Here is a 14173-nt window from a genome sequence, read left to right as displayed (position 1 = left end):
CCGCTTCATCCACAGGTCAGGCACCCCGTTAGCCACAGCTGGGGAAACACGCCGGGTATCCTGCTGGTTTGACTCCCTGAGGCGTTTTGCCCTAACGTTGTGGAGTCCTTTGTGCCTGCTTTCTGAACCCATTTTGGACTTCCGGACGCTCCGCGTGTTCCGGGAAATTCAGGGGAAGCAGACACATACAAAACTTAGCGTCGGCCAGTTCTTCCCCTTACTGATCGGGTGGGCGCACCTTTGATCCACTGGAGTAACTAACGTGAGCAAGCGGACTTTTCAGCCGAATAACCGCCGTCGGGCCAAGAAGCACGGCTTCCGCCTTCGTATGCGCACCCGTGCCGGCCGTGCCATTCTGGCCGCCCGCCGTGGCAAGGGTCGCACCGAACTGTCGGCCTAAATACTGACTTGTCGGTCTTCTTCCTTCTGCGAGATTAGCGGTGCTTGCCACCCGGAACCGCCTGAGGACTTCAACCGATTTTTCAACAACTGTACGTTCCGGCGTCCGCAATGGACGCCGGAACGTAGTGTTATATACGGCAACTATTGGAGCCGACGAACCCAGCCGCATCGGTTTCATCGTTTCCAAAGCTGTCGGGAACGCTGTTGCCAGGAACCTCGTTAAGAGGAGACTTAGAGAAGCCGGCGCTGTTTCGCTGCGCGAGTACGGCACCGGATTCGCTATTGTGGTGCGTGCTTTGCCCGCCTCGGCAACAGCCAGCTGGGATGAACTCCTGGCGGATTACAACGCCGCCTTGGAAAACACCATGCGGCGGCTGGCTGGCCGCCTTCCGGCGGCGACCGGAAAAAGGCCAGCTGAAACGCCACAGGACGCAACAACACAGGAAGGGACACAGCGTGCTTGACCCGACTGCCGCCGTCGTCCATTCCCCGAAGTCCGCAGCAGCGGCCGCGGGCAGCTTCATCTGGAACCTGCCCCGCAATATCCTCATTCTTCTGCTCCTGGCCTACCGCAAGGTGGTTTCGCCCTTGTATGGCCAGGTCTGCCGCTTCTTTCCCTCCTGCTCGGCCTATGCGCTTGAGGCAGTCACCGTCCACGGCGCCGTCAAGGGCAGCTGGCTCGCGGCCAGGCGCCTGGCACGCTGCCACCCGTGGAACGCCGGCGGCGTGGACCATGTCCCCGCCGGCCACCGGGATTGGCCTGAAAACCAGACCCCCAGAATTGTTGTGCTGAATAACCCGGACAAGTACCTGGCTGCTCAGACTGATGGAGAAGGCCGCGCTGCGGCCTGACGAATAGGGATATCGTATGGACTTCTTTGAAACAATCATGTTTCCGTTCAAGTGGCTTGTGTCCATCATCATGGTGGGCTTCCATGAGGGCCTGACTGCCATCGGGCTGCCTCAGGCGTCCGGCTGGACCTGGACCCTGTCCATCATCGGTCTGGTGCTGGTGATCCGGGCCGCCCTGATTCCCGTCTTCGTCAAGCAGATCAAGGCACAGCGCGGCATGCAGCTGCTGCAACCTGACCTGAAGAAGCTGCAGGACAAGTACAAGGGCAAGACCGACCAGCTCTCCCGCCAGGCCATGGCGCAGGAGCAGATGGCTATGTACAAGAAGCACGGCACCAACCCGTTCTCGGCCTGCCTACCCATGCTCATCCAGATGCCGTTCTTCTTTGCGCTGTTTACGGTGCTGTCCGGCGTTTCCAATGCAAGCGCCAGCGGCCAGGGCATTGGTGCCATGAGCGCCGCCCAGGTGCAGCAATTCGATAAGTCCACCATCTTCGGTGCCCCGCTGTCTGCCACCCTGCTGCACGGCACGCCCCCTGGCGGCAACGTCGTGGCGGTCTGGATCCTTTCCATCCTCATGATCTTGGCCATGACGGCCTCGCAGTTCATCACGCAGAAGCAGATCATGGCGAAGAACATGTCCGAAGAGGCCATGGCCAGCCCGTTCATGCGCCAGCAGAAGATGATGCTGTACATCCTGCCCATCGTCTTCGGTGTGGGCGGCATCAACTTCCCCATCGGTGTCCTGATCTACTGGACCACCACTAACCTGTGGACCATGGGCCAGCAGTTCTTTGTCATCCGCCGCATGCCGACGCCGGGATCCCCCGCCGCCAAGGCCCTCGCCGAGCGCCGTGCCGCCAAGGGCCTTCCGGCCCTGCCCATTCTGGGAGGCAAGAAGGCCGACGCCGAAGCGGAAGCAGCTGCCGCCGCTGCGGTTGCGCAGGCCCGGACGCAGCGCACTCAGCCACAACGTAAGAACAGGAAGAAGAAGTAATGTCTGTTGAGAGCTCTGAACACGCACTTTCCGCTGAGGCCAGCGAAGACCAGGACTCCGTTGCCGGTACCGTGAACGCGGGCAAGGGCACGTCGGCAAGCCGCCTGGAAGAAGAGGGCGACGTAGCCGCCGACTACCTTGAGGAACTGCTCGACATTGCCGACATCGACGGCGACATTGACATTGAGGTCCGGAACGGACGCACCTACATCTCGATCGTGACCGAGGAAGAGTCCGCCGGGCTGGAAAGCCTCGTGGGACGCGACGGCGAGGTGCTCGAAGCCCTTCAGGAACTGACCCGGCTTTCGGTTCTTTCCGCGACGGAAAACCGTTCACGCCTGGTGCTCGACATCAATGGCTACCGCAAGGAACGCGCCGGCCACCTGCAGAAGATCGCCGAGGACGCCGTCGCCACCGTCAAGGAAACCGGTGAGGCCGTCGCGCTGGAGCCCATGAGCGCCTACGAGCGGAAGATCGTCCACGATGCCGTTGCCGACCTTGGATTTGTCAGCGAATCCGAAGGCGAGGGTGCAGGCCGGCACATCGTCGTTTCCGCTGACTGAGCCGTTGGCTGACTTACTGATGGTTGAATTTACGGCTGCCGAGCGCCAGGCGGCGGAGAAGATCTTCGGCGACCGCCTGGGCCTGGCGGAACGGTATGTCGAACACCTGGCGACGTCCGGGACCGAGCGCGGCCTCATCGGTCCTCGGGAAATCCCGAGGCTCTGGGGACGCCACGTCCTGAACTGTGCGGTGATCGAAAGCGAGATTCCGCAGGGCAGCCACGTGGCCGACGTCGGAAGCGGCGCAGGCCTTCCGGGCCTCTGCCTGGCCATTGCCCGCCCCGATCTCGAACTGACGCTGATCGAACCGCTGGAACGCCGCGTGATCTGGCTGCAGGAAGTGGTTGACGATCTGGGTTTGAGCAACGTCACGGTCATGCGCACGCGTGCCGAACTTGCCGTAGGGATGGTCACCGCCGACGTCGTGACCGCGCGGGCAGTGTCCGCCCTGAGCAACCTTGCCGGCCTCACCATCCCGCTGCTCGGCGGCGAGGGTGAAGTCGTGGCTATCAAGGGCCGCAGTGCCGCCGAGGAGATCGAGAAGGCGGCCAAGGCCATCCGGAAGCTTGGCGGTGTGGAGACCTCGGTGGTCACCGTGGGCCAGGACCTGCTCGAGGAACCCACCACGGTGGTCCGGATCGTAGTTAAGAAGACCCAAAAGAGCGCCTAGCCCCGCAAGGTGCCGCGGGTCCTTAGGGTGTAGCGGTTAGGCTAGAGAACGGCAGTGAAAGCCGAACGAGAGTGAGTGTGTCCCAGTGACCAGTAGCGAAACCTCCACGCAGCGGATCCCCCCGTTCGTGTCCCTGGGGTCGGCGCGTGCCTTTGGCGTATCTCCGGTCGCTACAACGGCAAATCAGTTCAATCCGGTTGCGGGCACGAATGCCGCCAAGGTTTCACGTGAAACTGCCACCCGGAGCAATGTCCTGGACACCTTAGACGACTCGAGCCCCATCGCCCGGGAACTCGCGCACGAGAACAGGCGGCGTGAGCGGCTCCTCGGCCGTAATCTGCCGAAACCGGAGAAGACGCGAATCTTCACGGTTTCAAACCAAAAGGGTGGGGTGGGTAAAACCACAACCACTGTCAACATCGCAGCGGCGCTTGCTGCCGCCGGCCTGAACGTCCTGGTCATCGACATCGACCCGCAGGGAAACGCGTCCACAGCTCTGGGCATTGAGCACCATGCCGACGTCGACAGCATCTACGATGTGCTGATCAACGACTTGCCCTTGGAAGACGTCGTGGCTCCGTGCCCGGACATCAGCAACCTCATTTGCGCTCCTGCCACCATTCACCTGGCCGGCGCGGAAATTGAACTGGTGTCCCTCGTGGCACGGGAACAGCGCCTCCGCCGTGCCATCGACGTCTATGCCAAAGCCCGGCAGAAGAAGGGCGAGGAACGGCTGGACTACATCTTCATCGACTGCCCGCCAAGCCTTGGCCTGCTGACGGTGAACGCCTTCTGCGCTGCAGGCGAGGTGCTCATCCCCATCCAGTGTGAGTACTACGCACTCGAGGGCCTGAGCCAGCTGCTGAAGAACATCGAGATGATCCAGAAGCACTTGAATGCTGATCTGGAAGTCTCCACCATTCTGCTGACCATGTACGACGGCCGGACCAACCTGGCCGCGCAGGTCGCCGCTGAAGTCCGGCAGCACTTCCCGGACCAGGTGCTGGGGGCGGTTGTTCCCCGCTCCGTGCGGATCTCCGAGGCGCCGAGCTACCAGCAGACTGTCATGACCTACGATCCATCATCCAGCGGCGCGTTGTCCTACCTGGAAGCCGCAGCGGAAATCGCTGAGCGTTAGAATTTTCCAAACACAGCAACAGCCGGAGCCCGGTATAGCCGGGCTCTTCCGATGGAGGGAATCATCCATGAGCGATAAGCGACGCGGGCTCGGTCGCGGTCTTGGCGCACTCATTCCAAGTTCCGCTTCCGCAGGCGCTTCGGGGAACGGAGCAGCTCCGTCGCGCCCTGTGGATCTCTTCTTCCCGGAGGCGCGGAAGACGGCTGAACCCGTCACGGCCGCCGAGCCGGACACGTCTGTTCTCGATGAGGCACCGGCACGCCGCTCCGGCCGGAAGGCTGCGGCACCGGCTGAAGCTCCGGAGTCGGCCGAAGCTGATTCTTCAGATGCAGTGAAGTCCTCTCCTGCCAAGTCCACGGCGAAGACTGCCGCTTCGGGTGCGGATGCCGTCAAGAATGGTGATGCCGCTAAGGGTGCCAAGGACGCTGAGAAGTCCGAAGGCGCGGGGACACCCGCAGCGGCTGAGCCCCAGGGTGACGAAGATTCGTCGTCTCCGGCTGTGGCCAGAGGGCAGGAAGCAGACTCCGCTGCTGCCCGGGGTTATGACGTCGAACTCGTGGAGGTTCCGGGCGTCCGTTTCGCCGAAATTCCGGTTACCGACATTCATCCCAACCGCAAACAGCCCCGCACCGTCTTCGATGAGGACGACATGGCGGAGCTTGTTCACTCAGTTCGGGAAATAGGCGTCCTTCAGCCAATTGTGGTGCGTACTTCAACCGAAACGGGTGGAGAACCATATGAGCTGGTAATGGGTGAACGCCGGTGGCGGGCAGTCCAGGCCGCCGGACTCCCCACGATCCCGGCGATTGTCCGTGACACGACGGATGACGACCTGCTTCGTGATGCTCTTTTGGAGAACCTGCACCGCAGCCAGCTCAATCCGCTGGAAGAGGCCGCCGCGTACCAGCAGCTGCTGGAGGACTTTGGCACAACGCACGAGCAGCTTGCTGACCGGATCGGACGCTCGCGCCCACAGGTTTCGAACACCCTGCGGTTGCTCAAGCTCCCTCCGCTGGTTCAGCGCCGCGTGGCAGCCAATGTGCTTTCGGCCGGCCACGCCCGGGCTCTTCTCTCGCTTCCTGACGCGGCCTCCATGGAACGCCTGGCCCAGAAGATTGTGGCAGAAGGCATGTCGGTGCGCGCCACCGAGGAAGCTGTCACGCTGCACCGTGAAACCGCAACGCCGGCCAAGAACAACATCCCCCGCCCGGGCGCACGGCACGAGCGCTTGGATTACCTCGCTTCCTCGCTCTCGGACAGGCTCGACACCAACGTGAAGATCTCGCTTGGAGCGCGCAAGGGACGCGTGAGTATCGAGTTCGCGAGCGTCGAGGACCTGAACCGCATCATGGACGTCCTCGCACCAGGGTCCGACAACTAGTGTTCTTTCTTCGAAGATAGGGGTCCGTTCATCTGAACGGGCCCTTTTCTGTTCCTGTACGCGGATGCTGGGGACGGCGGCTGTCGGCTTGTTGTCGGTCACGGCCGCTCCAGTAATGATCTCGCAGCCACCTTCGATTGCCTTGTGGCCCTCGGGCTGGTGGCCGGCTGTTGTGCAGGACCGGATCGGGTGAGTATTGGCGACCTTAGTGCCTCTATGAAAGCCGCTGCGCGTCTTGGCACGTGCAACTCGTTGTACGTGTTGTGGCTGCCTTGTGGTGCTGGTGTTCGGATGGATGGTTTCGTCGAATAAGATGACCTGTCCCGAGGGGTACCGGTGCCATGAGCATGGAAGGACGCGACGGCGGATTCATCTTGCCAGCTGCTGGATTCAGACGAAATCTCAGGCGTTCGCAGTGGCCTTGTAGCGCCTCGGCCGCTATTGCTGCTCACCTGCATCGCTTCTGCAGCGGCCAATTGGGCGGCTCGACGATGGGGCTGCAGAGCGATCTGTGGGAACTCCACGCGGAAGACTGCTGCCAACCCGGCTTTCCTTGCCAGGGCGCGCTGAACTCCCTTTGAGACGGGTCTGGCTGCGCATTCCTGGCTGCTAGAGCACGGGGAGGCGGTACGCTCTTCAATGTCGATGGGGGCCCGCCAGGCCTCTCCAGATCGCGTAAACGCGCGATGGCAAGGGCTAAGCTGTTTATCGAGGGGCTACATGAGGGTTGAGTTCGCTCGTAAACAAAAAACCCCATGAGGGAATCTTGTGCGTTCTATCCTCATGCAGTGGGCTTCATAGGTTTGGCGCGGTGCTGCGCCTGAGATAGTGGCGCGCGGTGCGACGCGTCGGATGGTGGGCGTGGGCGGCGGCGGCCATGGTGGGAGGAGTTATCCCTATGCCAGTCACTGTGTTTCACGTGAAACGCGACCGGAGTTATCCCCCGGTTGTCCGCTGTAGCGGATGTCAGGTTTTCAGCAACCATCCGGTGCATCCCCGCGGTCGCACCCGGTCTGTGAATCAGCCACGGACACCAAAAGCAGGCGAAATGTTGACGTTTAGGCCGCACATGTCGCGGACCCCCTGGCTACCAGGGCCCGATACGCTCTACTTCCTCATCTATCGCCTTGAATTTAGCGCCTCCTCGCACCTGGTCCACCACAGCTTGCATGGTCGCGGCAATTCCATTTCCGCTGCAGCGAAGTGCCATTAGCGCACGGCTCCCGGCTGCACCGCCTGCATCCGCTACATCTGGCAGGTCTCGGTCTGAGTATTAGAAAACCATCTAAGTCTGGCTTTTAGAAGATCAGCTGCCCCCTGGCACTCATGGATGCGCTCACGCTGTAGTTCGGGTGCCGCGAACAGAGGCTGGACGTCAAAGGTGCTGGTTCCCGTTTCACGTGAGACATCTTCCTACCTGCCTTTGGCGCCCTGGTGAGTCGGTGCTGGTAGCGAGAGCGCTGGGTCTGGGACGTATCTGTTTCACGTGAAACCAGCCCAGGCGCGGCCGTAGTCGTACGCTCGGCCAACTGACGCGGACTGACGCTTTTGTCTCCTCCCACGGACGCCACTGCTCCGCGCGGAATCGAAATTTTGATCGTCAAGTGTGTTGTAGCTGAGCCAACGTGCGCTTGCAGTCTGCAAGGTACCGGCGCCCGCAAAAGGATCACGATGATGCGCATGCGTTGCTCACCGGTGGATACGAGATGCAGCGCGGGGTGGGGAAAGGGCGCAGGGGCAATATTCGAACCGCGAAGCGCCAAGAATGGCATCCGACCAGTGGACGAGTGGAGCCGCTGGGAGCCCATACATCCCTTGGTGAAGCTCGCTGCGCACGCGGTCGTGTCCCGGCAGGACGCGTTTGTGGCCGCTCGCGCGGTTGCTGCGATGGGTTCTGTCTTCGTCAGCCAGTGCCGTGTACGTGGTCCCTAACAGGCGCTCGGGCTAGAGCCGGTCGCCATGACCAGTGCTCTGACGAGACTGCGACGGCGCTGCTCAAGGCTAGTTGTTGCCTCCGTTCCTGCCATGCCGCAGCGACTATTTGTACCCCCGCCGTGGCAACAGGGCGATGTCCATCCTGGTCGAAAGCTGAGCACACTTGGCACGGCCGGTGTCCCTCCGATGTCTCTCTTCCACGCCCACGCTCATTGGATATGTGTGTCACCGGTGGCTGACAGTCGATGCTCAAAGGCAACTCGCGTGCAGACGGACTCCTGCATCGACCTGCTGACCGGCTTGTTGCGGGGCCGGCGTCTGGTGTGAACAGCGACGTGCGCCGCTCCCCACAATCGGGCACGCCTCGTTTCACGTGAAACGTCCCTCGCACCGCGGTGACATGACCACATCCGCTCTCGTGAGCAAAATCCTGACGCCACGCCCATGTCGACTCCCCCACCGTTACGAAATTGCCAGGCTCTCGCTGAGCTCAGTCCTTGCTCTAGGCCGATGCCGAATTCGACGGAGCTGCCGGTGCAAGCCATTCAGCGGCCGCCGTAGCTGACTGCTAGCCCTGTCATGGCACCAGGCGACAACACCCTCGATGTATCTCGTGAGAATTTTCCAAGCGCAGGTTTCGGACCCACTCCGCTGCTGGGAGCTGTGCGGGTGGCGGTGAACGTCCTGTGTGCCCCGGTTCTTCCGGCTCTTTCCACTGGTGATAACTGTGTGGATAAAGCTGTGGATAACTTTGTGGATAAGGCTGGGGATATGCAGCAGCGACTGGAGCGTCCTGATATGTCGGCCGGGTTCGCCTCGTCTATTTGTTGTGCACAAGCGCTGTCACTGCTTAGCGCGTTTCACGTGAAACGCCGCTCATGATCCCGGGCACCCTCGCGATGACCCGCCAATGCCGCTCTACGGACGCGAAATTGAAGGAAATTGGTTTCAAGACTCGAGTCTTATCACCGAACCTCGCTGGACAATGAGATGGACGGAGCCCCGTGACGTGCTGCGCTTCTTCTAGGAGGCCGACGTTCGGTGCACGTCGAACTGTGAACCTGCTCACAGACCGCCTGCCACAATCCACAGGACCGCGTAGGTATCTGTGGATAACATTGTGGATTCGACTGTGGATAAGACTGTGAATAATGTCATTGTGAGTCTCGATACATCGGCATATGACGAGGCCCTGCTTTGCTTCAGGGGCTGTCAGATGCCGGAGCCCGGCGCGTACCTTTTAGCCGGTTCCGGGAGCAACGGAGCGGCATTCTTCGATACCGGCCCAGCTCTCATCCGAGCCCAGGCCATCCCGCAGCGATGCGGTCGAGCGCGCATCCCACCAAGCTACGGGGGTAGGCCCGCACGTTCAACTGGAGCCGCGCTGGCTCGCCCACTCGGAGTATGAAGTGTCCATGGATCGCGTCCGTTGTTTAGGCCGGATGAGCGGCGGTGTTCGAGGGCAGGTTCAACAACGGGACTCCCAGACTCATCGGTACGCTTGTCCCCTGGGCCGGGTGACGGACGTAATACTCCTGAGAGAGGGCAGCGTGGAGAACTGCGAATAGTGCATCGAGCTGCCGTCACGTCGGGGCGGTAACTGATGTGTGATCACCCCGGCAGGCGATGCAGGGCTCGGGTCAACAATCCGGTGCTTCTATGCGGCAGCTGGCCGGCACCTGTGCCGAGATGTGCTTTTCCTACCGACACAATGGTGAATTTGACCGCAGGCTGTTTCTGTTGCCAAGTTACGGCGTGCGATGCGGCCTGTTGTTGTTGCCGATGTGGTGATGCTGTGGCGACGAGATGAGCACGCTCGGCAACGCTGCGGCCTATGTGGACGCCGCTGCATCTGACTTGGCCCGTCCACGCCTATCTCCAGGCGAATGCTTGCCAGTCGCATGTTGCTGGGCGTGGCAGGGAATGTTCTCCCCCTAGTCACATTCGAGCCATGGTACGGAGGCAGCGTCGGGCAGTCTGTCCCCTCCACATTTCGGCGGGTGGCAACAATGGCGCTGAGTGTGTCCTTCGTCTGTGAGTCATGCCGAGCCCACCAGTGCGAGGCTTGGACCGGCTGTAGGGGTAGTGTGTGCGGACGGACAGACCCTCGGGGTGCCTTTGGCGCTCAAGTCTCTCGTCCCACGCACGTACTGCGGCCGACGTAGGGCGTTCGGGCATCATGAGCTGTGCAGCGCTTTGCACGGTTCACTAGGAAGAAGAGCCTGCGACCATGTTGTGGTGTCCTGTCTAGCAGCGACGAGTCGTTGATCATCGGTGACCCGATCGGCCGTGTTCTGTGGCCCACCCCGCGGGTGCTGCGCCGGGGCGCGAACCTGTGCGCCAAACGGCGAGCCATGGCGTGCTTGTCGTGTGAAGCATCGGGGCGTGTCGTTCGTCCCGGTCCTTTGGTTTCACGTGAAACGGTGGTGCGAGCTCAGACCGTTGGTTTTCTCAGTCAGTGACGATCAGTGCTACTGACTCGCATCGAGCCGGATGCGGATTCTCGGCGGCTCGTGGTCGCTCGCTTAGTCGCCATCCTTGGCTGGCACGGTGGCTGCATGCAACAAGACGCCGCCTTTAGGTGCTGCCTGGAATGTGCAACGTGTCTGTACGTAGATCTTGGCAAAGGAGCAAATCGCCTTGCGTGAACGGGGAGACGTCAAGGGCGTCAGCAGCGTCCTTAGGCTACGGTCTTGCCGAGTAGGGTCCCCTCGCTTGTGTGGCCTTGCAGCCTCGGCCTCCACAGTGCCCGCTTCTCCGTTTCACGTGAAACACGCACCTCGGATGGAACGTGTGAACGCCGCCGCGACTGTTCATGTCTCTCGAGAGGCTGAAAAGTCGTGCCGCGCGTGCAACACTCGTACTGCGCGGCCCAGACTGCTGCCACGCAGCAAAGGCGGCCTGCCAGGGACGGTCCTGGGAGCAATGCGCCGCGCAGTGGGCTAGGCAGTTCGCGAACGACTAGGGGCTCACAGTCATTCTGACCTGGCGTGCAGCATTGCGAACTCCAGTGAAAGCCTGAAGGGCGACTGATGGTACAAATTGACCAGGGCAAAGATTTTTTCGCACGCGTCGTGCTTCTGAGTCACCGGCGGAAGGATGACGCGGACTAGGTTTTGAGGCAGTGTTCAACCGGATGCAGGGGTGCGTTCTTGGCGGTCTGCATTCCTTTCGCAGGCGCGCCCCCTCCGCCTCGGGATTTGAGTGAGCTGGAGCTTGTGCTTCGTTGTAGGTTTAGCGATGCCTTGCCAGCGTTCGGGTGGTCGAATGGATGTTCCCGCGAACTAGTCCCCCACGAGCTCTTCGAGCTCCGGCAACTAGCGCGTGTTGGGGATTCGTCCGGGCGTCAGAGCATCGGTGGCCGTTACCTCCAAAATCGACTGAAAAGGTTGTATGGAGATTTTTGTGAGATCACTCTAGCAACCTGACAACAGAGACTAGCGAATTTCAGGTCTATTGTTGCCGCGCCATCGGGAACTGCTGCACGGCTGCCAGGGGCAGTGCGGTCTGCCAGCCCTCGGGCAAGAAGCGGTTATGATCGGAAACCGGACGCCCCTACGCACGAAGGACACTGTCCCGGGGTACGGTGCTCACAACCTGACACGGCGTGCTGTGTACTGTCGCTGCACTCCGGCCAGGATGCGCGGACGGCTGGCGCGGCAGGGTTGACCGAGTAGAAGCAGTCGCCTGCATTCAGCCACCCCTTTCCCAATGGCTGGACCGATGATGAAAGCAAGTCATGAGCGATCAAGCCGTCAATCATGTGCTTCACGCGGGTCATGTTTCACGTGAAACACGCCCGGTTCCACCTACTTCCTAGGCCTGGATTTCGCGCTTAAAGTGAGGATACGTTTACCCACTTCCCCTGCTGCTCCCTTCCTCCACCGCCAACCGGGAAGCTGCGGGAAGATCGGAGGAAGGCACATTGATCGTCTGGCATTCATGTCACACTGCTGGAACGGGCGCCGGGAGTGAATCAAGTTGGTGACGAGAATAGTTCTTCATGCCGGCGACCAGGTCTGTGCGGACGAGTTGCCGCGAGGGCAGTCGTTTCTACTACTCGCCCACATGACTGATGAGCCCAAATGCCCGCACACGACCCCGGCTCGTTACGGAGGTGGGCTACTCCTGATGACTGGCGTGAACGTACAACCGCGACTCACCTTGCGCTATCGGGCGGTGACTTGGCCAGCTGCTGATTCGTTCCTTGCCGAGCCAAGAATCTAAGCAGCCCCAAGTGCATACCTTGATGCCACCTATTGCCTGATGGAGGTCCGCTGCCCTCGAGGTAGGCCTGCAGAGTCGCTCGTTTCACGTGAAACCTGGCACACCGGGAATGCTCCACTTGAGGAACCGGCGGCCGGCCATGCGACATATCGACTACGCACGACCTGAAGAGGCAACGACAGAAGCAACGGTGGTTCTGCTGGGCGTGCCGGCAAGGGAAGCCGGAGCCACGATCCTGCGTCGTCTCAACCATTCTCAGCGAATAGGAACGCGGAACAAAATCGAAGGCGGTTTTTTACAGAGCTAATCTATCCGCACGCGCAGCCAGCCGCCATTAGCAGCACTGCGGCTGAGATTAGACCCGAAATCCTGAGCGATGCGGCACGAGCGTTTCGGCTCCGCCGGGCTGCGGTGAACCTGTGCCGAACTTGGGCCGGACGCGCGCGGACCACTGGAAGCACCGGAGCAGTTTGGCCGCCGGGCGGCTCGGCATCCCAAGACGGAGATGACGCTTGCTTCGCTGGTGTCCCACCGCGGGCGGATCCAACTGGGGAACAAAAGGTGGCCACCACTCCCCTGGGAGTGATGGCCACCTTGAATGCCTACCGTCAGCGGTTCCCGTCAGGTTTCCCGTCCAGGCCTGACACGGCTAGGAGAGGACGTCCGCGAATTCCTTCTCGAAGAACTGCTTCGGCTTGGCGCCGATGACCGTGCTCTTCACTTCGCCGCCCTGGAACAGGTAGACGGCCGGAATGGAGGTGATGCCGTACTCCGCGGCGATGGCCGGGTTGTCATCGACGTTCACCTTGACGACATTGACCTTCTCGCCGTATTCAACCGAGATCTCATCCAGGATGGGTCCCAGCTTCCGGCACGGACCGCACCATTCGGCCCAGAAATCAACGATTACCGGCTTGTCAGCGGCGAGTACGTCAGTGCTGAAGCTTGCGTCAGTTACGTCTTTTGCGTTGCTCATAACCCTTGTCTCTCTCTTCGAATGATTTTTTCAGCGCCGGTCAGGCGTGAAGGTCTGCCAGGTAGTGCTCGACGTCGATCGCTGCAACACAGCCGGAGCCGGATGCAGTGATCGCCTGGCGGTAGGTCGGGTCCACGACGTCGCCGGCGGCGAAGACGCCCTTGATGCTGGTGCGGGAGCTGCGGCCTTCGACGGCGATGGTTCCCGCATCCGTGATCTCAAGGCTGTCCTTGACGAGCTCGGTGCGCGGGTCGTTGCCGATGGCCACGAAGACGCCGGTCACGGCGAGTTCGGACTCGGTGCCGTCGACGAGGTTCTTCAGCTTCAGGCCGGTGACCTTGTCTCCACCGAGGACGTCCTCGACAGCGGTGTTCCACACGAAGTTGATCTTCTCGTGGGCCTGCGCGCGGTCGCCCATGATCTTGGATGCCTTCAGCGTGTCGCGGCGGTGCACCACGGTCACGGACTTGGCGAACTTGGTGAGGAAGAGTGCTTCCTCCATGGCAGAGTCGCCGCCACCGATCACTGCGATGTCCTGGTCCTTGAAGAAGAAACCGTCACAGGTTGCACACCAGCTCACGCCGTGGCCGGAGAGCCGCTTTTCGTTGGCCAGGCCGAGTTCGCGGTATGCCGATCCGGTGGAAAGAATGATGGCGCGGGCGCGGAAGGTCTCCCCCGTTGCGATCGTGACCGTCTTGATGTCGCCGTCGAGATCCAGGGCCGTGACGTCCTCGAACTGGATCTCGGTGCCGAAGCGGGCAGCCTGCTTTTCGAAGTTCTCCATCAGGTCCGGACCCATGATGCCCTCGGGGAAGCCGGGGTAGTTCTCCACGTCCGTGGTGTTCATAAGCTCACCGCCCGCAGTAACGGAGCCAGCCAGCAGCAGCGGCTTCAGGTTGGCGCGGGCCGTGTACACGGCGGCCGTGTAGCCTGCGGGGCCGGAGCCGACGATGATGACATCACGTACTTCTGACGCGGTGTTTTCTGCGGTGCTCACTGAACGGTGAACCTCTTCCTTTGTCGATGCGCCAG

General features: G+C 61.3%; 10 protein-coding genes. 8 read left to right on the top strand and 2 right to left on the bottom strand.

Translation table 11 applies throughout. The annotated features are described in order from the left end of the window. Positions 1-262 precede the first annotated feature (262 nt). The 8 genes from rpmH to AC5RWD_RS02880 all read left to right on the top strand — a co-directional run bounded on the left by rpmH (position 263) and on the right by AC5RWD_RS02880 (position 6003). A complete protein-coding gene (gene rpmH / locus AC5RWD_RS02915; RefSeq protein ID WP_003800212.1) occupies positions 263-400 on the top strand; it encodes a 50S ribosomal protein L34 in 138 nt (45 codons plus the stop codon). A 40-nt stretch (positions 401-440) separates the two neighbouring features. Next, entirely contained in the window at positions 441-866 is a 426-nt protein-coding gene (gene rnpA / locus AC5RWD_RS02910; RefSeq protein ID WP_494018606.1) for a ribonuclease P protein component, read from the top strand. Then, a complete protein-coding gene (gene yidD, locus AC5RWD_RS02905; RefSeq protein ID WP_494018605.1) occupies positions 859-1254 on the top strand; it encodes a membrane protein insertion efficiency factor YidD in 396 nt (131 codons plus the stop codon). The genes rnpA and yidD overlap by 8 nt, the downstream gene beginning before the upstream one ends. Positions 1255-1270: 16 nt before the next feature. Beyond that, positions 1271-2251, top strand: a complete 981-nt coding sequence (gene yidC / locus AC5RWD_RS02900; protein ID WP_494018604.1) for a membrane protein insertase YidC — start codon at positions 1271-1273, stop codon at positions 2249-2251. Further along, complete coding sequence (locus tag AC5RWD_RS02895; protein ID WP_494018603.1) at positions 2251-2814, top strand: Jag family protein; 564 nt, start codon at positions 2251-2253, stop codon at positions 2812-2814. Before yidC ends, AC5RWD_RS02895 begins: the two co-directional genes overlap by 1 nt. 19 nt (positions 2815-2833) lie before the next feature. Continuing rightward, complete coding sequence (gene rsmG, locus AC5RWD_RS02890; protein ID WP_494018602.1) at positions 2834-3484, top strand: 16S rRNA (guanine(527)-N(7))-methyltransferase RsmG; 651 nt, start codon at positions 2834-2836, stop codon at positions 3482-3484. An 85-nt stretch (positions 3485-3569) separates the two neighbouring features. Next, the gene (locus tag AC5RWD_RS02885; protein WP_494018601.1) at positions 3570-4622 is read left to right on the top strand and encodes a ParA family protein; all 1053 of its coding nucleotides are present in this window, start codon (positions 3570-3572) and stop codon (positions 4620-4622) included. Between the two features lie 67 nt (positions 4623-4689). Next, positions 4690-6003, top strand: a complete 1314-nt coding sequence (locus AC5RWD_RS02880) for a ParB/RepB/Spo0J family partition protein (protein WP_494018600.1) — start codon at positions 4690-4692, stop codon at positions 6001-6003. A 6811-nt stretch (positions 6004-12814) separates the two neighbouring features. On the opposite strand, the gene trxA is transcribed toward AC5RWD_RS02880, so the two are convergent. Both trxA and trxB read right to left on the bottom strand, forming a co-directional pair. Next, entirely contained in the window at positions 12815-13141 is a 327-nt protein-coding gene (gene trxA / locus AC5RWD_RS02875) for a thioredoxin (protein ID WP_003800194.1), read from the bottom strand. Positions 13142-13181: 40 nt separating this feature from the next. Continuing rightward, on the bottom strand, positions 13182-14138 hold the full coding sequence (gene trxB, locus AC5RWD_RS02870; RefSeq protein WP_494018599.1) for a thioredoxin-disulfide reductase: 957 nt from the start codon (positions 14136-14138) through the stop codon (positions 13182-13184). Positions 14139-14173 lie beyond the last annotated feature (35 nt).

Source organism: Arthrobacter sp. CMU6, assembly GCF_059090205.1.
This window is presented reverse-complemented; position numbering and strand designations above follow the sequence as displayed.

Bases quoted from the DNA above. Each gene is read 5' to 3' on its own strand.
- yidC (WP_494018604.1), top strand. From the start codon at position 1,271: ATGGACTTCTTTGAAACAATCATGTTTCCGTTCAAGTGGCTTGTGTCC.
- AC5RWD_RS02895 (WP_494018603.1), top strand. From the start codon at position 2,251: ATGTCTGTTGAGAGCTCTGAACACGCACTTTCCGCTGAGGCCAGCGAA.
- rsmG (WP_494018602.1), top strand. From the start codon at position 2,834: ATGGTTGAATTTACGGCTGCCGAGCGCCAGGCGGCGGAGAAGATCTTC.
- AC5RWD_RS02880 (WP_494018600.1), top strand. From the start codon at position 4,690: ATGAGCGATAAGCGACGCGGGCTCGGTCGCGGTCTTGGCGCACTCATT.
- trxA (WP_003800194.1), bottom strand. From the start codon at position 13,141: ATGAGCAACGCAAAAGACGTAACTGACGCAAGCTTCAGCACTGACGTA.